Source organism: Enterobacter cloacae complex sp. GF14B, from assembly GCF_004136805.1.
Lineage (GTDB): Bacteria > Pseudomonadota > Gammaproteobacteria > Enterobacterales > Enterobacteriaceae > Enterobacter > Enterobacter hormaechei_C.
The window spans coordinates 69,559-92,162 of record NZ_QFRV01000009.1 but is presented as its reverse complement, the minus strand read 5'-3'; the positions used below and the strand labels follow the sequence as shown (position 1 = coordinate 92,162).

Here is a 22,604-nt window from a genome sequence, read left to right as displayed (position 1 = left end):
GTTTTCGAATTTGGCGGAAGCGTAGAGATTCGAACTCTAGAACCCTTTCGGGTCGCCGGTTTTCAAGACCGGTGCCTTCAACCGCTCGGCCACGCTTCCAAAGTGAGGCGCACTATAAACATCTCTGAGCATGATGTAAAGCACGAAATTGCATAACGTTACACGTCTTTCGTCGTCCCCTTCCGTCCCGCTGATTTCTTCGTCATCGACTGGTTAAAATGTAAACATTTATTTTTACATTCATAACGTTTATTAGATTCGCGGGTGGTCATTTAGACTCTTTTTCGCACAACACCCATTAACCGTGGATCACTGCGATAAGAGATTAGCCATGACTTTATTTAACGACGATTATGAATTTTTTATTTATCAGTGATAACTATTACCTTTGCCATGGTGTATCAAGCTCCCTGACATCAACCCATTTGATTCGCGATGACGCGGATATTCACGATCTTGATGGGGTCGATCAGGCGATGGATTTTATCATTGCGATTGAACAGGATAAGTTACGCAATAAAACCATTCGGCAGGTCAAAAAAGTTAAGCGTGATTACATTGTCCTGATGCATGAGATAGAAGCCAACCGCGCAGTGAGAATCGATAATATTATCTATTCGTCGATGCATTTTACTGCTCACCCTTTTCAGCAGCTGATGCGTTTTTATCGGGCGCTCAGGACACACTCCTTTACGCGACGCGAGTATGACGTGCTGAAGCTGTTTCATTTGGAAAACCATGAGATCGCGAAAAAGCTGCAACTGTCACAAAAAACGACCAGCACCTACCGCGTGAGGATCATCGAGAAATTAAATATGCGCTCAAAAAACATTCTGGCAATGACCCGTGTAAAATCGGCGATCGTCGATTAAAAGCTGTAACATTTTGCCTTGCCACGGAAAAACCGGGCCGTCACGTTTCGCCCTGAGGGGGTTTGGCTGGCGCGGTATACCAGTTCTCTTTGGCAACCATCACGCTGCCCTCTGGCTGCATAACAAAATTCGGGGACATGATCTGCACGTTAAATTCGTTAAACACATCCTGTATCTGGCTATGCAGTTCATTGCGGGCAACCGCGAGGGACTGATCGGGCAGCAGGCGGACCTGCAATTCGTAAGCGATATACCAGTCCATTAACCCTAACTGGCGCACCAGCGGCGGCTCGGAAAGGTCAATCCCTTTTGCCCGTTTCGCGGCCAGCTCCAGCATGGCATGCACCTGACGCCATGGGGTGTCATAACCGATAGTGACGCTGACCGTCAGATTGAGGCTGCCATCGGGCTGTAGCGCGCTCAGGTTGGTGATCTTACCGCTCACCACCACCGCGTTGGGCACGGTAACGACATAATTTTCCCGGGTAATAATTTTGGTCGCCAGCATGCCAATTTCACTGACCTTACCTTCGTTATCCGCCACCCGAATGACATCGCCTTTACGCAGTGCGCGGGAGTAAATCAGGACCAGACCGCTCATGGCATGGTTCATCACCCCTGCCGAACCCAGCGTTAACATCAGTCCAAAGAAGACGCTAATACCTTTAAACGCCAGCGAGTTTGCACCGGGAAGAAACGGCCAGGCGGCGGAGAGAGCAAATAGCCAGACGGCAACGGAAATGAGCTTACGGGTAGCCCCCACGGTTTCCGGATGTACGCCGGGAAGTTGCAGACGACCAGCCTCCACCTGATTCAGCACCATCTTAAGAAGCTTCAGAATAAAAGCGGTAATGAGGAAAATGATCAGAACAATCGTCAGCCCCGGCAAGGCCGAGACAATCGCCAGGGCGATTTGCTGCACCACGCGAAGCGTCCAGTCTCCCAGCGACGTGCCCCACACCCGCGTCCACGGAAACAGACTGAATGCCCAGCTCAGCCAGACGTAAAAGCCAATCAAACCCAGCAGGAACATCAGCAAGGCGTAAAGCCGAATCTCAATGGCGCCAATGTACCGCCGCCAGCTTTGCGGCACCCGGCTGCGATTCTCCACAATACGCAGACGGTAGACGCGTCGAAACCAGCGCCAGGATCGCCACGCGCCGTAGCAGAGCAGCAACAGCGCCAGCAGGCCAGCGGCTGTTTTTACCGTCGACAGCGCCAGCCAGCCGGAATCGTATTGATCGCGCAGCGCCATTCTCTGCGCTTCCATGCGCGCCAGCACGCGCTGTGCGGCCTGATCGAGGGTAAGATCGTCCCCTTCGTCCAAATCCCCTTCCGTCAGCAGCATCACGGGCTTACCGTTCATCACTATCAGCCGTCCCTGCTGGTTATAGCGGGTCACGGGGACGATGCTGAGCGGCTCACGCACATCCGCCTCGGTAAAATTGCGCAGGGTGTTGCGGATGCGTAAAACGCGCTCTTCCGGCGTGGTCAGGCCAAATTTCGCCTGTAGCATGACGATGGGCTGATGGAAGATATAGACCGTTCGGGCGCGCTCCTGCTCCGTAGGCGCCTGGCGGGGCTCTGCGGCATACGATGAGAAGGCGCTCAGGGCGGCAAAACAGAACGCAAACGCGAGCAGGATCTTTTTCATCCTCACTCCCCCAGGTCAGAAATCTTGTTATTTTTCAGGCAACCCGCGAATGCCAGGTGGGTATGTTGAGAATAGTCCAGCCTTTCGTTTCTGCAACAAGCGACGGTGAGCGTGTTGCTCTCAATCGCAATATATGTATTATGTTATAACATAACAATTTCGGATTGCGTTCTATGTTACTTAAAAAAGGGTTATTTCTGGCTTCACTGCTCTTCATGGCACCTGCCGCTTTCGCCGCAACCACCTGGCCCCTCACGATTGAAAATTGCGGCGTAAAGCAGACCTTTACGCAGGCTCCTCAGCGCGTCGTGACCGTGGGTCAGCATGAAACAGAATTACTGCTCGCACTGGGGCTGGAGAAAACGATCGCCGCGACGTCAGTCTGGTTCGGCACGCTGCCACCCACGCTGGAGGATGCCGGGAAAAACCTCCCCCGGCTTGCGGATAATTCCCCCTCCTTTGAGGCCGTGGTAGGGCAGAAACCTGAACTCGTTCTCGCGCAGTATCACTGGCACATTGGTCCGCAGGGAGAAGTGGGAACCCGTGAACAGTTTGCGTCGCTGGGGATTAATACGTGGATCTCCCCTGCCGACTGCACGGATAAAACGGTAACGGAAACCTCAAACGCAGACGGAGCACGTAGCGCGCCGTTTTCACTGGCGGAAATTACACGGGAAGTGACAGATCTGGCGACGATTTTTGATGTTTCCGCGCGAGGTGAGCAGCTCAATCGTGCGCTGGCGGAGCGTATTAAAAAGGCCCAGGCGCGCGCCTCCGCGAAACAACTTAGCGTCGTATTCTGGTTCTCCAGCAGCCGTCTGAATGGCGATCCCTGGGTGGCGGGGAATTACGGCGCGCCTGGCTGGATCAGCCGCACGCTGGGGTTGAAGAACATTATTGACTCTCACGACGAATGGCCCGCTGTAACGTGGGAACATATTGCCCGATCGCAGCCGGACGTGATTGTTATCGCCGGGATGTCCCGCAGGCTCTATCCTGCCGATGAGGTTGAGGTAAAAAAAGCGTTCTTGCGCAGTGACCCGGTGACAAAGAACATGCCTGCGGTCAGGAACAACCACATCATCGTGGTGCCAGCGATGTCGTTAAACCCTTCATTGCGTAACGTCGATGCGGTTGAGCTTATCAGCGATCGGCTGGCTTCTTTCCAGGATGAACAATGAGTCATTTCGCTTTTGACCGCCGCCAGCAGGGTTTACTGGCAGCAGGTGCCATGGCGCTGCCGCTGATGCTGGTCTTTGCCGCCAGTATCGGGGATATGCCGGTGTCGTATGCCAGTACCGGGAAAGCGATCCTCAACGGACTGGGTTTGACCTCTTATGCGTTGCCGCAAACGGAGGAAGGTATCGTCTGGCAATATCGCATGAGCCGGGCAGTAATGGCCGCGTGCAACGGCGGCGGCCTGGCGATGTGCGGGCTGGTGTTACAGTCGATCCTGCGTAACCCTCTGGCTGAGCCTTATCTGCTGGGGATTTCCGCGGGCGCCTCGCTGGGGGCCGTCTGCGTGATGCTTCTCGGCATGGGGGGAAGCGTGATTGGCGTGAGCAGCGGTGCGTTTGTCGGCTCATGCGCCGCCTTTGCGCTCATCATGGTGATAACAAACGGGATGAGTGAAAGCCCGTCGCGCATTTTGCTGGCTGGCATTGCGGGCACCCAGCTCTTCAACGCCATGACCGCGTACGTCGTCAGCACGTCCGCCAATGCCGAGCAGTCCCGTAGCGTCATGTTCTGGCTGCTGGGAAGTCTGAGCGGCGTGCGCTGGCCTGACGCGCTGCTGGCGCTGGCCGTTACGCTGGCGGGTTTACTGGTGGTATTGCTCTTTTCACGGGCGCTGGACACCTTCACCTTCGGGGATGAGGTCTCCACCACGCTGGGGATCCCGGTTACCGCCGTGCGTATTGTCTTATTGCTGACCTGTGCCATTGTTACCGCAACGCTGGTGAGCGCCACCGGCGCAGTGGGGTTTGTCGGGCTGGTCATTCCCCATGTGACGCGCATGCTATGCGGGCCGGGCCATCGTCGCTCGATCCCGCTGACGTTTCTTATCGGCGCCCACTTTATGATCCTCGCCGATATCGTCTCACGCACGCTGATTGTGCACCAGGTTCTGCCCATCGGGGTAGTGACTGCGCTGGTGGGCGCCCCCGTCTTTGTGGCGTTGCTTTATCAAAACCGAAAGGAGCATCCATGAATATTACTGTGGCCGGGTTAACCGTAACCCGACAAGCGCAGACGGTGCTTAAGGATATCGATCTCGACCTGCCATCCGGGCAGATTATCGGCCTGTTAGGGCCAAACGGCTCGGGCAAGTCGACGCTGCTGCGCTGTCTCGCCGGGCTGTTTCCACGACTCAGCGAACGCGTGGCGCTTAATGGCACAACGCTCGGCATGATGCCGCTGAAAAAACGCGCGCAGCACATGGCGTTTGTCCCGCAACATGCTGAGGTCGACGGAGAACTGACCGTTGAGGACATTGTCAGACTGGGGCGTACGCCCTACCGGAAAACATTCCAGAAAACCTCGCGCGACGATGAGGCTGCGGTTGAGCAGGCGATTGGCCTGATGCAGTTATGCCGCTTACGCCAGCGGCGATGGCACTCTTTGTCTGGCGGAGAGCGCCAGCGAAGCCAGATAGCCCGCGCGCTGGCCCAGCAGCCGCAGGTGCTGTTGCTCGATGAACCGACAAACCACCTGGACATTCAGCACCAGCTGGAGCTGATGCGGCTCGTTTCACAGCTGCCGCTTACGGTGGTGGTTGCACTGCACGATCTCAATCTTGCAGCCAATTATTGCCAGCGTCTGATCCTCCTGAAGGCCGGGCAGATCGCCGCCACGGGCGCGCCCGAAGCGGTTCTGACGCCGGTAAACATCGAGGACACCTGGTGCGTAAAAGCTCAGGTCTGCAAGGCCGACGCCGGGATCACGATAAGCTACAACATGGTGGCATGACGGAAGACTGGCGCAAAAGCAAAAACCCCTGCGATATTGCTATCGCAGGGGTTTCGAATTTGGCGGAAGCGTAGAGATTCGAACTCTAGAACCCTTTCGGGTCGCCGGTTTTCAAGACCGGTGCCTTCAACCGCTCGGCCACGCTTCCTAAGTGAGGCGAACTATAAACACCTCACCGCGCGCTGTAAAGAGTGCGCGCATTCGTTCGCTTTAAAAATAGCCAAAATGCGTTTAATCGGTTGAATAGACGACAGATTGGCCGTTTTGACAGCATAATATCCACCGCGGATCGTTAGTGCTTTTTGATGTACATATCTTTGGTGTAGTAGTACCCGAGCTTGTCTGGCGTGAAGCCCCCTACCCACGGTTTCACCAGGTGCGTGCGCACGTAATGATAGACCGGGATCGCCGGTACATCCCGTCCCAGCAGATCTTCTGCCTGCTGGTAGAATTTACCGCGCTCCTCCGCCGTTTTCGATTTCGCCGCGTTCACCAGTGCCCGATCGTAGTCCGGATTGCTGTACTGAGTGGTGTTTTGGCTGTCCCCGGTACGGAAGTTGTTCAGGAAGGTTGCCGCATCGTCGTAATCGGCAATCCAGGCGTAGCGTACCGCGTCAAAGTTATGGGTGTGCATGGTATCAAGCATGGTTTTCCACTCCTGATTTTGCAGCTTCGCCTCCACGCCGAGGTTCTTCTTCCACATTGAGCTGGCGGCAATGGCAATACGCTGGTGCGATTCCGAGGTGTTATAGAGGAGATTAAAGCTGAGCGGATGGCTGTCGTTAAATCCGGCTTCGGCCAGCAGCTTTTTCGCCTCGGCAATGCGTTTATCTATCGGCCAGCTGGCGTAATCCGGGTTCTGGAGCTTGACGCCGCCAATATCCGGCTGGCTGATGAGCCATGCCGGGCGCTGACCCTGCCCTAATACTTTGGCGATAATGTCTTTATCCAGCGCCAGGTTCAGCGCCTTGCGCACGCGGGCGTCGTTGAACGGCGGCCGGGTGGTGTTGAATTCGTAATAATAGGTGGCAAGCTGCGGCGATACATCCAGCTCGCTCCCCAGCGTTTTCTTCAGCTGAGCAAACTGGTTGATGGGCACCGTGTAGACAATGTCGATTTCGCCCGCTTTGTAGCGGTTAACGTCAGCAGCTTCAGAGGAAATGGGCAGATAGGTCACCTTGTTAATGACGGTATGTTCGTTATCCCAATATTTTGGGTTACGCACCGCCACAATGCGTTCGTTAACCACCCACTGTGACAGTTTATAGGCCCCGCTGCTGACGAAGTGCTCCGGTTTGGTCCACTTATCACCGAAACGGCCTACCAGGACTTTATCAATTGGCACCAGAGACGGGTGAGCCAGCATCGCCAGGAAAGCGGCGTTAGGTTGCGTGAGCGTCACTTCCAGCGTGGTGTCATTGATGGCTTTCACCCCCAGCGACTCGGGCGCTTTTTTGCCTTCTGCGATATCAGTGCCGTTGACGATACGCATACTACCGGGATAGCTGGCATACGGAGAGGCGGTTTTCGGGTCGACCAGCCGCTGCCAGCTCCAGACAATATCTTCCGCGGTGATGGGGGTTCCATCGCTCCAGGTAATGCCCGGGCGCAGATGGAACGTCCAGACGGTGTTGTCTTTATTTTCCCATTTCTCCGCCAGGCGCGGCTGGGTTTCACCTGCCGGAGAGACGCTGACCAGCCCGTCGAATAAATCGCTGATAATATTAAATTCGACATCGCTTTCGACTTTATGCGGGTCGAGCGAGGCGGGCTCAGTGCCGTTGTTCCTGACCAGTTCCTGCTTATCTGCCAGCTGGGTTCCTGCCGGCACGTTAGCCGCCCAGGTTGCCGTGCTGGCGCACAGGACCCCTGCGGTTAACAAAGAGAGCGTAAAGCGCGTGCGTGTTTGTGGTTTCATTTCCTTCGCCTTATTGTCTGTTTTTATGACGATCCGGAAATAACTCTTAGCGGCCTTAGGGAAATAACGCAATATTTTTCAGTGACCTATAAGAGGTTGATCTGAATACGCCCTACAAACCGCACTTCATTCTGAGTACAAAGGCTTTGCCAGAATAAAAAACCAGCATAATCCCTAAGGGGCTGAGTAAAGATGGGTAAAACCACTTTGCGTCTGCCGCGCCGTTTCCTATTCTTTGCGCTAATTACATCTGTCATAAGAGAGTGACTCATGGATCGTATAATTACTTCTTCACGCGACCGCACATCGCTACTCAGCACCCATAAGGTGCTGCGCAATACCTATTTCATGCTCAGCCTGACGCTGGCGTTTTCGGCGATCACCGCAACGGCCAGCACCGTACTGATGCTGCCTTCTCCAGGCCTGATCCTGACGCTGGTGGGTATGTACGGTCTGATGTTCCTGACCTACAAAACCGCGGATAAACCGGTGGGGATTCTCTCCGCGTTCGCCTTTACCGGCTTCCTGGGCTACATTCTGGGGCCAATCCTGAATGCCTATCTGTCTGCCGGAATGGGCGACGTGATTGGTATGGCGCTGGGCGGTACCGCGCTGGTGTTCTTCTGCTGCTCGGCCTACGTGCTGACCACCCGTAAGGACATGTCCTTCCTTGGCGGTATGCTGATGGCTGGTATCGTGATTGTACTGGTCGGTATGCTGGCGAACATCTTCCTGCAATTGCCTGCGCTGCATCTGGCAATCAGCGCGGTGTTTATCCTGATTTCATCCGGCGCAATCCTGTATGAAACCAGCAACATCATTCACGGCGGTGAGACGAACTATATCCGCGCCACCGTGAGCCTGTATGTGTCGCTGTACAACATTTTTGTCAGCCTGCTGAGCATCCTGGGCTTCGCCAGCCGCGATTAACTCACCGTGCTGTGAACAGGGCCCCGCTTATGCGGGGCTTTGTTTTTTTGGTAGACTGAGGCGGTTTTTGACTAACGCGTGAATGAATATGTTGAGTTTTGAAGGCAAAGAGATCGAAACCGATAACGACGGTTATCTGAAAGAGAGCAGCCAGTGGAGCGAAGCGCTGGCGGAGAAAATTGCGGAAAACGAAGGAATTACCCTCTCCCCGGAACACTGGGAAGTGGTGCGCTTCGTGCGAGAATTTTACCTTGAATTCAACACGTCGCCAGCTATCCGCATGCTGGTCAAAGCCATGGCGAATAAATTTGGCGAAGAGAAAGGCAACAGCCGTTATCTGTATCGCCTGTTTCCGAAAGGCCCGGCTAAACAGGCGACAAAAATCGCCGGCCTGCCAAAGCCGGTAAAATGCATTTAATAGCGAATACTGAAGTCAGCGTATTCCCGGCCGGGTTGATGCGGTTCCGTTAGCACCTTATCAACCCGCGCACTGCACGGTCCGCCCGCTTTCAGCCACGCCACCAGCTTCTCTACCCGATCCGCCTCACCGCAGGCCACAACCTCCACGCTGCCATCATCCATGTTACGCGCATACCCCGTCAGCCCGAGCTGAAGGGCTTCGCGCTGGGTGCTGTAGCGGAATCCGACGCCCTGTACAAGGCCATGGACCCAGGCAATGGTGCAAACATTTGACATCATCCTTCTCCTTATCCGACTGGCGCGTTGCATTTCCTCACTGAAGTCGGGAAAATGGCGGCCATTTCATTGGAATCGACAGAATAGCAAATTATGAGTGTACGTTTAGTGTTAGCCAAAGGGCGCGAGAAGTCATTACTGCGCCGTCATCCCTGGGTCTTTTCCGGCGCGGTTGCCCGCATGGAAGGTAAAGCCAGCCTCGGTGAAACCATCGATATTGTTGACCATCAGGGGAAATGGTTAGCACGCGGCGCATACTCGCCTGCATCTCAGATCCGCGCGCGCGTCTGGACGTTCGATAAAGAAGAAGCCATCGATATCGACTTCTTTGTCCGTCGTCTGCAACAGGCGCAGCAGTGGCGTGAGTGGCTGGCAAAGCGTGACGGGCTGGACAGCTATCGTCTGATTGCCGGAGAGTCCGACGGGCTGCCGGGCGTGACCATTGACCGCTTCGGCAATTTCCTGGTGTTGCAGCTGCTGAGCGCCGGGGCGGAATACCAGCGTGCCGCGCTGATTAGCGCCCTGCAAACCCTGTTCCCGGAATGTGCCATTTACGACCGCAGCGACGTGGCGGTACGTAAAAAAGAGGGCATGGAGCTGACGCAAGGCCCGGTCACCGGCGAACTGCCGCCTGCCCTGCTGCCTATTGAAGAGCATGGCATGAAGCTGCTGGTGGATATCCAGGGCGGCCATAAGACCGGTTATTACCTCGACCAGCGTGACAGCCGTCTGGCAACGCGCCAGTACGTTGCCGATAGGCGCGTGCTGAACTGCTTCTCTTATACCGGCGGCTTTGCGGTCTCTGCCCTGATGGGCGGCTGTGCCCAGGTTGTGAGCGTCGACACCTCACAGGAAGCGCTGGACGTGGCGAAACAGAACGTTGAGCTGAACAAGCTGGATCTGAGCAAAGCGGAGTTTGTGCGCGACGACGTGTTCAAACTGCTGCGTAAATACCGCGACCAGGGCGAGAAATTTGACGTTATCGTGATGGACCCACCTAAGTTTGTAGAAAATAAAAGCCAGCTGATGGGCGCTTGCCGTGGCTATAAAGACATTAACATGCTGGCGATCCAGCTGCTGAACCCGGGCGGCGTACTGCTGACGTTCTCCTGCTCTGGCCTGATGACGACAGATTTATTCCAAAAAATCATCGCCGATGCCGCAATAGATGCGGGTCGTGATGTACAATTTATAGAGCAGTTCCGTCAGGCCGCCGATCACCCGGTGATCGCTACCTACCCGGAAGGGCTGTATCTGAAAGGGTTTGCCTGTCGCGTCATGTAACTTGAAAAGAGAAATATTGCCCGCACATAGTGTGTATGTAATGTTTCCCGGGAGGTGACTATGATTGCCAGCAAATTCGGTATCGGCCAGCAGGTCCGCCACACCTTGCTCGGATATTTGGGTGTGGTCGTGGATATCGACCCGGAGTATTCCCTTGATGAACCGTCAGCAGACGATCTGGCCGTTGACGCAGAGCTTCGCGCCGCGCCCTGGTATCATGTGGTTATGGAGGGCGACGATGGTCAGCCTGTCCATACCTATCTTGCCGAAGCGCAGCTGAGTGGTGAACTACAGGATGAGCATCCGGAACAACCCACTATGGACGAGCTTGCTCAGACCATCCGCAAACAGTTACAGGCACCAAGACTGCGTAACTAAAGGTGTAAAAAAGCCCGTCAAACGGGCTTTTTTTATTTTGCCAGCCCCAGACGGGGAATATCGATTGCCGGACAGCGATCCATCACCACTTTCAGCCCGGCATCGCGTGCCAGCACGGCCGCCTGCTCATTAATCACGCCCAGTTGCATCCACAGCGTTTTCGCGCCAATGGCGATCGCTTCCTGCGCCACGCCCCAGGCCGCTTCTGAATTACGAAAAACGTCCACCATATCCACCTTTTCCGGCACGTCCGCGAGCGTCGCATAACCCTGCTGACCCAGCAGCGTTTTCCCCGCCACCTTCGGCGAGACCGGGATCACGTGATATCCCTGGTCCAGAAGGTATTTCATGACCCGATAGCTTGGGCGATCCGGTTTATCGCTCGCGCCGACCAGCGCGATAGTGCGCGTGGTCGTCAGAATCTCGACAATGTCGTTCTCTTTCATGCTGTTCCTCCTGGTTTTTTTCAAAGTGTACGTCAAAGCGAACATCTCAACCACGCATCCCATACAGAAGTATGAGGGCAAAACGGCAGAATATGTCTATATGTTAGTAAACGTGTTTATCGAAAAATTTTGATACATTCTTACCGGGTAGTTTGTCTACAGGAGTCTGCTATGAAAACCGGCATTGCCTGGGCTGTGGTTGCGTTAATCATGCCGGTTTGTGTTTTCGCAACTATTCTCAGACTCACAACCGACATTGACCTGCTGGTGCTGGACGGGAAAAAAGTCTCCAGCTCCCTGCTGCGGGGCGCAGACAGCATCGAGCTGGATAACGGCCCGCACCAGGTGGTTTTTCGGGTGGAAAAGACCATTCGCCTCGCCGACAACGAACAGCAGGTGTACATTTCGCCTCCGCTGGTGGTCAGCTTTAATACCCAGCGTATCAGCCAGGTCAATTTTCGTCTCCCGCGCCTTGAGACAGAAAAGGAGTCACTGGCATTTGATGCCTCGCCGCGCATTGAACTGGTGGACGGGGATTCCATGCCCATCCCGGTAAAGCTGGATATTCTGGCGCTGACAAAAAGGCCAAAGGGAACTGACTATGAAGCGGACACCGAGACCTACAACAGGGCCAGCAGGCGCGCCTCGCTGCCCCAGTTCGCCACCATGATGGCGGATGACAGTACCCTGCTTTCGGGCGTATCGGAGCTGGATGTACTCCCCCCTCAGTCGCAGACCCTTACTGAGCAACGTCTCAAGTTCTGGTTCCAGAATGCCGATCCGGACACGCGCGCCCGTTTTCTGCAATGGGCGAAACAGCAACCTTCGTCGTAAGCCACATTTTTTTGTCCTTTCTCTTGCAGCATCAGTCAGTTCCCGTCATCGTGTAGCGAGGTAACCTCACGGATAAGATTATGGAACTGACAACACGCACACTTCCGGCGCGCAAGCACATTGCTCTGGTTGCGCACGATCACTGTAAACAAATGCTGCTTAACTGGGTTCGTCGCCATCAGCCTCTTTTACAGCATCATGCCCTTTCTGCTACGGGAACAACCGGCAACCTGATCCACCGCGAAACTGGTCTGGAAGTGAATGCCATGCTGAGCGGCCCGATGGGGGGTGACCAGCAGGTAGGCGCTCAGATTTCAGAAGGTAAAATTGACGTTCTGATTTTCTTCTGGGATCCGCTGAACGCGGTTCCGCATGATCCGGACGTTAAAGCGCTGCTGCGTCTGGCTACGGTGTGGAACATTCCGGTAGCCACCAATCTTTCAACGGCAGATTTCATCATTGAATCGCCGCAGTTTAACGATCCGGTGGAGATTTTGATCCCGGATTATCAGCGTTATCTTGCGGAGAGACTGAAGTAGTTTTTTGCCCGGTGGCGCTGCGCTTACCGGGCCTACAGAATTTGCCCGGCGCGTTACGGCTTTCTCGTCACCGGCACGTCAATACTCTTCAAAATATCGACAAACACCGACGGCTCCTCTTTGTTGAACAAGAGCCACACGCGATGGCGCGCGCGGGTTATCGCCACGTACAGTAAGCGCCGCTCCTCTGCATCCGGAAAATCTTCCGGAACAGGTAATAACGCCTCTTCCATCACGGATTCCCGCGCCGGCGCCGGGAAACCGTCGCTCCCCTCTTTTAGCCCCACCACAATCACGTAGTCGGCCTGCTGCCCTTTACTGGCATGAATGGTCATGAAATCGAGCTGTAGTTTTGGCCAGCGCGTCGCCGCTTTTTCCAGCGCCGTCGGCTTGAGGTGGTGGTAACGCGCCAGCACCAGAATTCGTTCATCCGGTTTCGCATAGCCGCTCAGTTTATCCAGCAGCGGTTCCAGCTGATCGTCCGCCAGCAGCGTGACGGCCTTTTTATCCCCAGACCTCAGGCTGTTAAGCGGTTTCGACAGCTGATGCGGGTTCTGCTGAATAAAACGGTTGGCTATTTCGCCAATCCGCGCGTTGAAGCGGTAGGTGGTGTCCAGATCGCTGCGATCGCCTTCCCCAAAATAGTGGTGGAAGGCCGTCGTGAGAGAAAGTTGCGCCCCGCTGAAACGGTAGATAGCCTGCCAGTCATCGCCCACGGCAAACAGCGACGTGTGTTTATTCTGCGCCCGCAGCGCCGAAAGCAGCGCAGCGCGCTGCGGCGAGATGTCCTGAAACTCATCCACCAGAATGTGTTTCCACGGGCTGACGAAGCGCCCTTTCTCCAGAATGATAATGGCCTGATGGATCAGCCCCGAAAAATCGACCGCGTTTTCGTCTTTCAGCGCGGTTTTCCACGCTTTCAGCATCGGCGCCATCAGCTTAACCCGCTTAGAAAACACGGCGCGGATCGACTCCGGTGCGCTTTCTATCATCTCCGCCTGAGAGCCGCCGTGCATGCGCATCAGGCTTACCCACCGGTCTAGACGAGAGCCCAGCCGGCGCGCCAGCTTTTCATCCTGCCAGAAGCTGCCCTCCGGCACCTCCCAGTTGAGTTCCTCTTCAAGCCACTGACGCCAGCCTTTCGCCTGCGCCTTTTTTTCACTGCACTGCTGACGCCATGCCTTGATAAACAGCGTCTGGCGAGCCTGAGCGTCGTTCTCCAGCTTGCTGACAACAGGGACTTTTTTGCTGCCCTGTTGAATGATGTGTAAAGCGAGGGAGTGGAACGTGCGCGCCGAGATATCCTGGGTATGCAAACGCGCCTGAATGCGCTCATCCATCTCCTGCGCCGCCTTGCGACCAAAGGCCAGCAGCAAAATCTGGTCGGCAACCGCCTCGCCCGTTGTCAGAAGCCAGCCCGCGCGTGCCACCAGCACCGACGTTTTGCCGCTCCCGGCGCCTGCCAGCACTAAAAGAGACTGCTCGCCATTCACCACGGCGCGCGCCTGGGCAGGATTGAGGGGTGATGATTCCACCGTACTGAAAAAATCGGCATATTGCGTAAGCATCGCCTCAGTCCAGGCCTGGTTATGCGCCAGACGGCTTTTCTCGATATCGTTCAGCCAGGCCTGACACTTCCGCCACGCGTCGCGGCAGTTATCAAATTCCTCAAGCCGCGCCACCGGTAAAGGCAATGCCGTCAGCGCCTGGGCAATTTTTTGCTGAAGCCCGGCGGTTTGCTGGCGCGTCAGCCACTTCTGCTGCGTATTGCTTAGCGCGATATCGTCCAGCACCTGTTGCAGCACCTGTGCGGCTATCACGCTCATCTCCTGGCTCCACTGTTGCCAGCGCGTATTCAGATGGTAGTGGAAGCGTTGGGTTTCCGCCCACTCGGTCCCGTGAAGCCGCACCACTTTGTCTGACGGCAAGACGAACTCCAGCTCCCCCCATACCAGCCCTCGTTTACAATGAATGGCCAGTAGCTGATTAAACGGAATAAGATATTCGTGGCGTTCCCCGGAGACTTTCACTCCCGCATTGAGAAGGACAACCTTGTCGTAAGGGTGCTGCGCCAGGCGTTTGCCCATTGAAGTTGCTTTCAGTTCCATATCCTGCCGGATCCACGAGGTCATAATTTGTCAGACAGTTTAACTGCCAGTTTTAAGGTGCTCCAGCCCAAAAAAACGTTACAATCACCGGGCGTTAATCATATCGAAGGAAATGAGGGTTTATGCGTACCGTTCTGAATGTGTTGAATTTTGTCCTTGGCGGTTTTGCCACCACCCTTTCCTGGCTTTTTGCCACCCTGGTGAGCATTGTGCTCATCTTCACCCTTCCGCTGACGCGCTCCTGCTGGGAAATCACCAAACTGTCCCTCGTTCCTTATGGAAATGAAGCCGTGCACGTGGATGAGCTGGAGCCGGAAAGAAAAAATGCCCTGATGAATACCGGCGGCACGCTGCTGAATATTTTATGGCTGATCTTCTTTGGCTGGTGGCTGTGTCTGATGCATATTTTCGCCGGCATCGCCCAGTGCATTACGATTATTGGCATTCCGGTTGGCATCGCTAATTTCAAAATTGCCACCATCGCCCTGTGGCCGGTAGGACGCCGAGTTGTCCCGGTCGAAGTCGCGCAAGCCGCGCGTGAAGCCAATGCCCGTCGTCGTTTTCAGTAATAAGGACTGGCCGCTCTCATGCTAAGCCCCCTGCTTCGTCGCTATACATGGAACAGTAACTGGCTGTATAACGTCAGGATTTTTATCGCCCTCTGCGGCACCGTCGCTCTGCCGTGGTGGCTGAATGATGTGAAGCTCACCATCCCCCTCACGCTTGGGGTGGTGGCCGGTGCGCTGGCGGATCTCGACGACCGCCTGGCCGGTCGTTTGCGTAATCTGGTCATCACGCTGGTCTGCTTCTTTATTGCTTCCGCCTCCGTTGAGCTGCTTTTCCCGTGGCCCTGGCTGTTTGCCTTAGGGCTGACGGTGTCCACCAGCGGCTTCATTTTGCTCGGCGGCCTCGGGCAACGCTACGCCACTATCGCGTTTGGCGCCCTGCTGATTGCCATTTACACCATGCTGGGCGTCTCTCTTTACGAGCAGTGGTATCAGCAACCGGTCCTGCTGCTGTTGGGTGCTATCTGGTATAACCTGCTGACCTTAACCGGGCATCTTATTTTTCCGGTTCGTGCCTTACAGGACAACATTGCCCGCAGTTACGAACAGCTGGCCCACTATCTGGAGCTGAAATCCCGGCTGTTTGATCCGGATATTGAAGAGGACAGTCAGGCGCCCCTGTACGATCTGGCGCTGGCAAATGGCCAGCTGGTCGCCACGCTGAATCAGACCAAAGCGTCTCTGCTCACCCGTCTGCGCGGCGATCGCGGTCAGCGCGGTACACGGCGCACACTGCACTACTATTTTGTCGCCCAGGATATTCACGAGCGCGCCAGCTCCTCGCATGTGCAGTACGCTGACCTGCGCGAGAAATTCCGCTATAGCGACGTGATGTTCCGTTTCCAGCGCCTGCTGTCGATGCAGTCTCAGGCCTGCCAGCAACTTGCGCGCTCAATACTGCTGCGCACGCCCTATCAGCACGATCCGCGCTTTGAACGCGCATTCAGCCACCTGGATGCGGCGCTCGATCGCGTTCAGGCCAGTGGGACATCACCGGAACAGTTCAAAGCCCTGGGATTCCTGCTCAACAACCTGAGAGCCATTGATGCTCAGCTCGCCACCATTGAGTCTGAACAGGCGATGGCGATGCCGGGCAATGACGCTGACAACCAGCTTGCCGACGACAGTCTCAACGGTTTCAGCGATATGTGGCTGCGCCTGAGCCGTCATTTTACGCCGGAATCCGCCCTCTTTCGCCATGCGGTAAGGATGTCGCTGGTACTGTGCGTCGGCTACGCGTTTATCCAGATAACAGGATTGCACCACGGCTACTGGATCCTGTTGACCAGCCTATTTGTCTGCCAGCCGAACTATAACGCTACCCGCCATCGGCTCGCGCTGCGTATTGTCGGGACATTAGTCGGGGTCGCCATCGGGCTGCCGGTGCTCTACTTTGTGCCATCCGTAGAAGGGCAACTGATCCTGATTGTGATTACCGGTGTACTGTTCTTCGCTTTCCGCAATGTGCAGTATGCCCACGCCACGATGTTCATCACGCTGCTGGTGCTGCTCTGCTTCAATCTGCTGGGTGAAGGCTTTGAGGTGGCCCTCCCCCGTGTGATTGACACGCTAATCGGCTGCGCCATCGCCTGGGCGGCGGTGAGTTTTATCTGGCCTGACTGGCGTTTCCGAAATTTACCGCGCGTGTCCGACAGAGCAATGAACGCCAACTGCCGCTACCTGGATGCTATTCTTGAGCAATACCATCAGGGTCGCGATAACCGTCTGGCCTATCGGATTGCCCGTCGCGATGCGCATAACACTGACGCAGAGCTGGCTTCCGTTGTCTCGAATATGTCAACTGAGCCGCGCGCTACGGCAGAAATCCGTGAGACAGCCTTCCGCCTGCTGTGTCTGAACCACACGTTCACCAGCTATATCTCTACCCTTGGCGCCCACCGAGAGAAACTGACGAATCCGGACATCCTGGCGCTGCTGGACGACGCCGTTTGCTACGTTGATGATGCGCTTCATCATCAACCTGCGGATGAGCCACGGGTTCACCAGGCACTGGATGAACTGGTGCAACGTATCGCACACCTTGATCCAGGCACCGACAACAAAGCTCCACTGGTCCTTCAGCAAATTGGCCTGCTTATCGCTTTGCTGCCGGAAATTTGTCGGCTGCGACAGCAGATCGCTACCTGGCGGAATGATGGCCCTGCGACTCAGGCAGCGCATTAAACCACTCCGTAAGCTCCCGGCGAATATCCGCCGGGAGTGCCGCTTCATGTAACCCTTCAATCGCGCCTTCAAGCGCGAACAATACCCGGATACTCAGCGCTTTATTCTTCGAGCGCATTTTCAGCCAGCTCGTCTTCGCCCCCAACTGTCGTAGCGTCTCTTCATTGGTAATGCCCGCCTCCATAAGCAGGACCTCAATCTGAAAGGTCAGGTTCGGCAGATCTTTAAGCCGGTTACGCTGATGGCGCTGGTAGCGCTCTTTCCTGGCGGCATCGAGCGCAAACGAGGAGAGCTGAAGCAGTTTTTCCCTGTTTTGCCACAGACCTTCGTCCACACGGTAGTAATTAAGCAGCACTGGGCGTCCTCGTTTCATCAGGGTCAGAAAAGAGGAAGCGTTTTTTACACAGTATTTTGCACTTTGCTCACAGGCGCGAAGGTACAGCTCGCCGTCAGACACCATCGCGAACACCGCTTCATCCACGGCCAGGGTATAACCGCCAAACAGGGCGCGATGATGAATTTCGCCCAGCGGAGAGAGGTATTCTTGAGATTGATAAATCCGCTCATAAGATATCTTTTTCATGATAATTCCATTAAAAATCATACAGTAACCACGATATTTCTTACTAACGGATCCGTTAGCAGGAAAATAGGCAACTTATTGCCGTTGGGCAAGATGATTTTTTCATGTTCACCAGGAATGGATGAAATTTGCGAGTCGCTTTCCGAAAATGAGGTTGATCTTTATGCATACAGGGGTTACTGTATATCCATACAGTAACTACAGGGCTGGAATGATTATGTACACTTCAGGCTATGCAAATCACTTAACACCTTCTACTTCTGCCGCAGGCAATGCTGCGCAGAATTCTATCGGGCGTGAATCGACAGGGCTTATCAGTGAAGTGGTTTACCGTGAAGACCAGCCGCTGTTGACACAACTCTTACTCCTGCCGCTTTTGCAGCAGCTCGGGCAACAGTCTCGCTGGCAGCTCTGGCTGACGCCACAGCAAAAATTAAGTCGCGAATGGGTTCAGTCGGCTGGGCTGCCGTTAGCGAAGGTGATGCAGATTAATCAACTCTCCCCTTGCGATACGGTCGAGTCGATGGTCCGGGCATTACGTACCGGGAACTATAGCGTCGTGATTGGGTGGTTGCATGAGGATCTGTCGCAAGAGGAACATTTGCGTCTGACTGAAGCGGCTGAAGAAGGTAACGCGATGGGTTTCATCATGCGGCCAGTTCGTGGAGATTCCTATCGCAGAGGACAACATCCCGGGCTAAAAATTCACTCAAATGTGTACCATTGAGTGATTTTAAGAGTTTTCCTGGAATTTTTTTCGACCGCAGTATGCAAAAAAAGTTCAACGCGCCAAAACTGCGGCAAGTCTTGTCTGACGCGGTTCTCGTTAATTTTACTGCACAAAATTCGTTCAAAAATTGTTAAATATTAGGTATACGGAACTTTTTTTTTCATATGCCTGACGGACTTCACACTTGTAAGTTTTCAGCTACGTTGTAGACTTTACATCGCCAGGGGTGCTCGGCCTAAGCCGAAGATATCGGTAGGTTTATATTTGACCACGCCCCCCGGTGAAGGATTTAACCGTGATTCCTCCGATGGAGATATTCATGGCAAATTTTGGATGATAACGAGGCGCAAAAAATGAAAAAGACAGCTATCGCGATTGCAGTGGCACTGGCTGGCTTCGCTACCGTAGCGCAGGCCGCTCCGAAAGATAATACCTGGTATGCAGGTGGTAAACTGGGCTGGTCTCAGTTCCATGACACCGGTTGGTACAACAGCAGCCTGAACAACGATGGCCCTACTCACGAGAGCCAGCTGGGTGCAGGTGCGTTCGGTGGCTATCAGGTTAACCCGTATGTTGGCTTTGAAATGGGTTACGACTGGTTAGGTCGTATGCCTTACAAAGGCGACAACGTAAATGGCGCTTTCAAAGCTCAAGGCGTACAGCTGACCGCTAAACTGGGTTACCCAGTAACTGACGATCTGGACGTGTACACCCGTCTGGGCGGCATGGTATGGCGTGCAGACTCCAGCAACAGCATCGCTGGTGACGACCACGACACGGGTGTTTCCCCAGTATTCGCTGGTGGCGTTGAGTGGGCAATGACCCGTGACATCGCTACCCGTCTGGAATACCAGTGGGTTAACAACATCGGTGACGGTGCTACCGTTGGCGTTCGTCCAGACAACGGCATGCTGAGCGTTGGTGTTTCTTACCGTTTCGGTCAGCAGGAAGATGCGCCAGTCGTAGCTCCAGCTCCGGCTCCAGCGCCAGAAGTACAGACCAAGCACTTCACTCTGAAGTCTGACGTTCTGTTCAACTTCAACAAAGCTACCCTGAAACCAGAAGGTCAGCAGGCACTGGATCAGCTGTACACCCAGCTGAGCAACCTGGATCCTAAAGACGGTTCTGTAGTGGTTCTGGGCTTCACCGACCGTATCGGTTCTGACGCTTACAACCAGGGTCTGTCTGAGAAACGTGCTCAGTCTGTAGTTGATTACCTGGTATCTAAAGGTATCCCAGCTAACAAGATCTCCCCACGTGGTATGGGCGAATCTAACCCAGTTACCGGTTCTACCTGTGACAACGTGAAACCACGCGCTGCATTGATCGACTGCCTGGCACCAGATCGTCGCGTAGAGATCGAAGTTAAAGGTATCAAAGACGTTGTAACTCAGCCTGCGGCATAAGTTATCGTCTTATAAAAAAACCCCGCCATGCGGGGTTTTTTATTATCTGAAGAAAAGCAAAACGCTTATTTTTTACCTAACAGTGCCTGTAGATCGTTCTTCAGCGTCGACATCTGGCTGGCATACTTCTCTTTGTGCTCGGCATCTTCAATCAGCTGCACCACCGTTTCCGACAGGGTTTTCCCGCGCCGTTGCGCAAGCCCGGCCAGACGCTGCCAGACCATAAACTCCAGGTCGATGGATTTCTTACGGGTGTGCTGATGCTCGGCATTGAAATGCCGTTTACGACGAGCACGGATAGTTTGCTTCATCCGGTTTAACAGGGCCGGATTAATGTGTTTCTCAATCCAGCCGTTGACCAGTACCGGTTCGTTTTCGAGGGTCAGCAACATATCCACAGCTTCTTGCGCCGCGCTGGCTTCGATGTAGCAGGTGATCAGCTCCCCTTCACGGTGCTTTTTGACCAGGTACTTCCATTTCCAGCCGCTTTCGAGGTTTTCCAGTTGTTGATATTTCATTGCGATCTCAGTGTTACCGTGTAACTCTGTTCAGAATATCAGTTTTTTGGCAATCTGCTGAAAAGAAATCATATCCTGTGAAACGCCGCAGGCGATCCGCATGACGAAAACCCGAATCCTGATTGGGCAGAGTGCGCCGCTTACGGTATACTCCACGGTTTTACTTCTGACTAAAAAACATCAACTTTGACCATTACGAAACTTGCATGGCGTGACCTGGTTCCGGATACCGAGAGCTATCAGGAGCTGTTTGCACAGCCAGACCTCACAAAAGAACACGAATTCATACTTAGCGATACACAACCGCGTTTGCATTACGCGCTGGAGCAGATGTCATCCCCATGGGCTACATCTCCTTTCATGCTGCTCAAAGCCCCGGAAGAAGCCGAGTATCTGACGCTTCTCGGTGATGCCATGCGCCAGTTGCAGCCAAAAACGAATGCCGTTTTTGGTGGCCAGTATCATATTGCCGGACGTGACGTGACGTACGAACCTGCCACGCAGGCAGACGGACAGTTCGCTGCAAAAGGCGAGGTGATCACCGCCAACTGGGTGGAAGCAGAACAGCTGTTCGGCTGCCTTCGTCAGTTCAATGGCGATGTGTCACTGCAACCGGGGCTGGTACACCGCGCGAATGGCGGCGTGTTGCTCATCTCCCTTCGCACCCTGCTTGCGCAGCCTCTGCTGTGGATGCGCCTGAAAACGGTGGTGACACAGCAACGTTTTGACTGGGTAGGCTACGACGATTCGCGTCCGCTGCCTGTATCCATTCCGTCTATGCCGCTGTCGCTGACCGTCGTGCTGACGGGCGACCGTGAATCTCTGGCTGATTTCCAGGAAATGGAGCCAGAACTCGCGGAGCAGGCTGTCTATAGCGAATTTGAAGACAATATTCAGATCGCCGATGCCGATGACATGGCGCAGTGGTGTCAGTGGGTTATGGCCGTGGCGGAACGTTTCGCACTGCCCTCGCCTGCCGAGGATGCGTGGCCGGGCTTAATCCGCGAGGCCGTACGCTACACTGGCGATCAGGAAACCCTGCCGCTCTGCCCGCTCTGGATCGGTAAACAGCTGCGTGAAGTGGGGGTTATCAGCGGCAACGGTACGTTCAACGGTGAGCAACTGAGCCAGATGCTGGCCCAGCGTGAATGGCGTGAAGGTTATCTTGCTGACCGTATGCAGGATGAAATTCTGCTGGAACAGATTCTGGTGGAGACCGAAGGCGAACGTATCGGGCAAATCAACGCCTTGTCCGTCATCGAGTTCCCCGGACACCCGCGCGCCTTTGGTGAGCCTTCCCGTATCAGCTGTGTCGTACACATTGGTGACGGCGAATTTACCGATATCGAACGCAAGGCCGAACTGGGCGGAAACATTCATGCCAAAGGCATGATGATCATGCAGGCATTCCTGATGTCTGAACTTCAGCTCGAGCAGCAGATCCCCTTCTCTGCCTCGTTGACCTTTGAACAGTCCTACAGCGAAGTCGACGGCGACAGCGCCTCGATGGCGGAGCTGTGCGCCGTGATCAGCGCGCTTGCAGACGTGCCGATTAACCAGAATATTGCGATTACCGGGTCCGTGGATCAGTTTGGCCGTGCCCAACCGGTGGGTGGACTGAATGAGAAAATCGAAGGCTTCTTCGCTATCTGCCAGCAGCGCGGTTTAAACGGCAAACAGGGCGTGATTATTCCGGCGCCAAACGCTCGCCATTTGAGCCTGAGCCAGGCGATTCTGGATGCGGTAGAGCAGGAACAATTCACCGTCTGGGCCATCGAAGGGGTTGAGGATGCACTACCCTTACTGACAAACCTGGTCTGGGACGGCGAAGGCCAGACAACCCTGATGCAGACCATTCAGGAACGTATAGCTCAGGCGACACAGCAGGATGCTCGTCATCGTTATCCGTGGCCGTTACGCTGGTTAAGTTGGTTTAGTGCGAACTGATCGGACTTGTTCAGCGTACACGTGTTAGCTATCCTGCGTCCTTC

General features: G+C 54.7%; 22 protein-coding genes and 2 tRNA genes. 15 read left to right on the top strand and 9 right to left on the bottom strand.

The annotated features are described in order from the left end of the window. Nucleotides 1–11: 11 nt before the first annotated feature. Nucleotides 12–99 (bottom strand) — tRNA-Ser (locus DD606_RS05330). Nucleotides 100–353: 254 nt separating this feature from the next. Between DD606_RS05330 and DD606_RS05325 the strand changes: the two genes are divergently transcribed. Further along, entirely contained in the window at nucleotides 354–872 is a 519-nt protein-coding gene (locus tag DD606_RS05325; RefSeq protein ID WP_032657976.1) for a LuxR C-terminal-related transcriptional regulator, read from the top strand. Nucleotides 873–912: 40 nt separating this feature from the next. Here DD606_RS05325 and DD606_RS05320 read toward each other — a convergent pair whose 3' ends face one another. Next, on the bottom strand, nucleotides 913–2,526 hold the full coding sequence (locus tag DD606_RS05320; protein WP_129258352.1) for a mechanosensitive ion channel family protein: 1,614 nt from the start codon (nucleotides 2,524–2,526) through the stop codon (nucleotides 913–915). A 173-nt stretch (nucleotides 2,527–2,699) separates the two neighbouring features. On the opposite strand from DD606_RS05320, the gene DD606_RS05315 reads away from it, so the two are divergent. Genes DD606_RS05315 through DD606_RS05305 form a run of 3 tightly spaced genes read left to right on the top strand, consistent with a single transcriptional unit; the run spans nucleotide 2,700 to nucleotide 5,493 of the window. Then, complete coding sequence (locus DD606_RS05315) at nucleotides 2,700–3,707, top strand: ABC transporter substrate-binding protein (RefSeq protein ID WP_032657972.1); 1,008 nt, start codon at nucleotides 2,700–2,702, stop codon at nucleotides 3,705–3,707. Next, nucleotides 3,704–4,735, top strand: a complete 1,032-nt coding sequence (locus DD606_RS05310) for an iron ABC transporter permease (protein ID WP_022650751.1) — start codon at nucleotides 3,704–3,706, stop codon at nucleotides 4,733–4,735. The genes DD606_RS05315 and DD606_RS05310 overlap by 4 nt, the downstream gene beginning before the upstream one ends. Next, nucleotides 4,732–5,493: an ABC transporter ATP-binding protein gene (locus DD606_RS05305; protein WP_129258350.1), complete on the top strand. Its 762-nt coding sequence runs from the start codon at nucleotides 4,732–4,734 to the stop codon at nucleotides 5,491–5,493. The genes DD606_RS05310 and DD606_RS05305 overlap by 4 nt, the downstream gene beginning before the upstream one ends. A gap of 60 nt (nucleotides 5,494–5,553) precedes the next feature. Here DD606_RS05305 and DD606_RS05300 read toward each other — a convergent pair. Then, nucleotides 5,554–5,641 (bottom strand) — tRNA-Ser (locus DD606_RS05300). A 144-nt stretch (nucleotides 5,642–5,785) separates the two neighbouring features. Then, complete coding sequence (locus DD606_RS05295) at nucleotides 5,786–7,411, bottom strand: ABC transporter substrate-binding protein (RefSeq protein WP_129258348.1); 1,626 nt, start codon at nucleotides 7,409–7,411, stop codon at nucleotides 5,786–5,788. Nucleotides 7,412–7,681: 270 nt separating this feature from the next. Here DD606_RS05295 and yccA point away from each other — a divergent pair, with 270 nt between their 5' ends. Both yccA and tusE read left to right on the top strand, forming a co-directional pair. Then, on the top strand, nucleotides 7,682–8,341 hold the full coding sequence (yccA, locus tag DD606_RS05285) for an FtsH protease modulator YccA (RefSeq protein ID WP_003858127.1): 660 nt from the start codon (nucleotides 7,682–7,684) through the stop codon (nucleotides 8,339–8,341). 88 nt (nucleotides 8,342–8,429) lie between these two features. Continuing rightward, nucleotides 8,430–8,759 (top strand): sulfurtransferase TusE, encoded by a 330-nt coding sequence (gene tusE, locus DD606_RS05280; RefSeq protein ID WP_003858129.1) that lies wholly within the window; start codon nucleotides 8,430–8,432, stop codon nucleotides 8,757–8,759. Here tusE and yccX read toward each other — a convergent pair. Further along, nucleotides 8,756–9,037, bottom strand: a complete 282-nt coding sequence (gene yccX / locus DD606_RS05275) for an acylphosphatase (protein ID WP_172745090.1) — start codon at nucleotides 9,035–9,037, stop codon at nucleotides 8,756–8,758. The two genes, tusE and yccX, sit on opposite strands and share 4 nt — an antisense overlap. A gap of 93 nt (nucleotides 9,038–9,130) precedes the next feature. On the opposite strand from yccX, the gene rlmI reads away from it, so the two are divergent. Both rlmI and hspQ read left to right on the top strand, forming a co-directional pair. After that, a complete protein-coding gene (rlmI, locus tag DD606_RS05270) occupies nucleotides 9,131–10,321 on the top strand; it encodes a 23S rRNA (cytosine(1962)-C(5))-methyltransferase RlmI (RefSeq protein ID WP_023315772.1) in 1,191 nt (396 codons plus the stop codon). Between the two features lie 60 nt (nucleotides 10,322–10,381). Beyond that, the gene (gene hspQ, locus DD606_RS05265) at nucleotides 10,382–10,699 is read left to right on the top strand and encodes a heat shock protein HspQ (protein WP_003858136.1); all 318 of its coding nucleotides are present in this window, start codon (nucleotides 10,382–10,384) and stop codon (nucleotides 10,697–10,699) included. Nucleotides 10,700–10,731: 32 nt separating this feature from the next. Here hspQ and DD606_RS05260 read toward each other — a convergent pair whose 3' ends face one another. After that, nucleotides 10,732–11,145, bottom strand: coding sequence for a CoA-binding protein (locus tag DD606_RS05260; RefSeq protein ID WP_003858138.1), 414 nt, complete (start codon nucleotides 11,143–11,145; stop codon nucleotides 10,732–10,734). Between the two features lie 171 nt (nucleotides 11,146–11,316). Between DD606_RS05260 and DD606_RS05255 the strand changes: the two genes are divergently transcribed. Both DD606_RS05255 and mgsA read left to right on the top strand, forming a co-directional pair. Then, nucleotides 11,317–11,979, top strand: coding sequence for a DUF2057 family protein (locus DD606_RS05255; protein WP_129258344.1), 663 nt, complete (start codon nucleotides 11,317–11,319; stop codon nucleotides 11,977–11,979). An 80-nt stretch (nucleotides 11,980–12,059) separates the two neighbouring features. Further along, on the top strand, nucleotides 12,060–12,518 hold the full coding sequence (gene mgsA, locus DD606_RS05250) for a methylglyoxal synthase (protein WP_003858146.1): 459 nt from the start codon (nucleotides 12,060–12,062) through the stop codon (nucleotides 12,516–12,518). Nucleotides 12,519–12,571: 53 nt separating this feature from the next. Here mgsA and helD read toward each other — a convergent pair whose 3' ends face one another. Then, nucleotides 12,572–14,626: a DNA helicase IV gene (gene helD, locus DD606_RS05245; RefSeq protein ID WP_129258342.1), complete on the bottom strand. Its 2,055-nt coding sequence runs from the start codon at nucleotides 14,624–14,626 to the stop codon at nucleotides 12,572–12,574. A gap of 122 nt (nucleotides 14,627–14,748) precedes the next feature. Between helD and DD606_RS05240 the strand changes: the two genes are divergently transcribed. Next, complete coding sequence (locus DD606_RS05240; protein WP_003858149.1) at nucleotides 14,749–15,195, top strand: YccF domain-containing protein; 447 nt, start codon at nucleotides 14,749–14,751, stop codon at nucleotides 15,193–15,195. Between the two features lie 18 nt (nucleotides 15,196–15,213). Next, complete coding sequence (gene yccS / locus DD606_RS05235; RefSeq protein ID WP_003858151.1) at nucleotides 15,214–17,376, top strand: YccS family putative transporter; 2,163 nt, start codon at nucleotides 15,214–15,216, stop codon at nucleotides 17,374–17,376. Here the strand turns inward: yccS and DD606_RS05230 are convergent. Next, a complete protein-coding gene (locus DD606_RS05230; RefSeq protein WP_023315767.1) occupies nucleotides 17,333–17,959 on the bottom strand; it encodes a TfoX/Sxy family DNA transformation protein in 627 nt (208 codons plus the stop codon). The genes yccS and DD606_RS05230 overlap by 44 nt on opposite strands. Nucleotides 17,960–18,176: 217 nt before the next feature. Between DD606_RS05230 and sulA the strand changes: the two genes are divergently transcribed. Together sulA and ompA are read left to right on the top strand one after the other, a co-directional pair. Next, nucleotides 18,177–18,686: an SOS-induced cell division inhibitor SulA gene (sulA, locus tag DD606_RS05225; RefSeq protein WP_048209418.1), complete on the top strand. Its 510-nt coding sequence runs from the start codon at nucleotides 18,177–18,179 to the stop codon at nucleotides 18,684–18,686. 356 nt (nucleotides 18,687–19,042) lie between these two features. Beyond that, nucleotides 19,043–20,095 carry a porin OmpA gene (ompA, locus tag DD606_RS05220; protein WP_017694761.1) on the top strand — a complete coding sequence of 351 codons (1,053 nt, stop codon included), beginning with the start codon at nucleotides 19,043–19,045 and terminating at the stop codon, nucleotides 20,093–20,095. A 65-nt stretch (nucleotides 20,096–20,160) separates the two neighbouring features. Here the strand turns inward: ompA and matP are convergent, their stop codons facing one another. Next, the gene (gene matP / locus DD606_RS05215; protein ID WP_003858158.1) at nucleotides 20,161–20,613 is read right to left on the bottom strand and encodes a macrodomain Ter protein MatP; all 453 of its coding nucleotides are present in this window, start codon (nucleotides 20,611–20,613) and stop codon (nucleotides 20,161–20,163) included. Between the two features lie 186 nt (nucleotides 20,614–20,799). Between matP and DD606_RS05210 the strand changes: the two genes are divergently transcribed. Further along, nucleotides 20,800–22,560: a Lon protease family protein gene (locus tag DD606_RS05210; RefSeq protein ID WP_045894109.1), complete on the top strand. Its 1,761-nt coding sequence runs from the start codon at nucleotides 20,800–20,802 to the stop codon at nucleotides 22,558–22,560. Nucleotides 22,561–22,604: the final 44 nt, after the last annotated feature.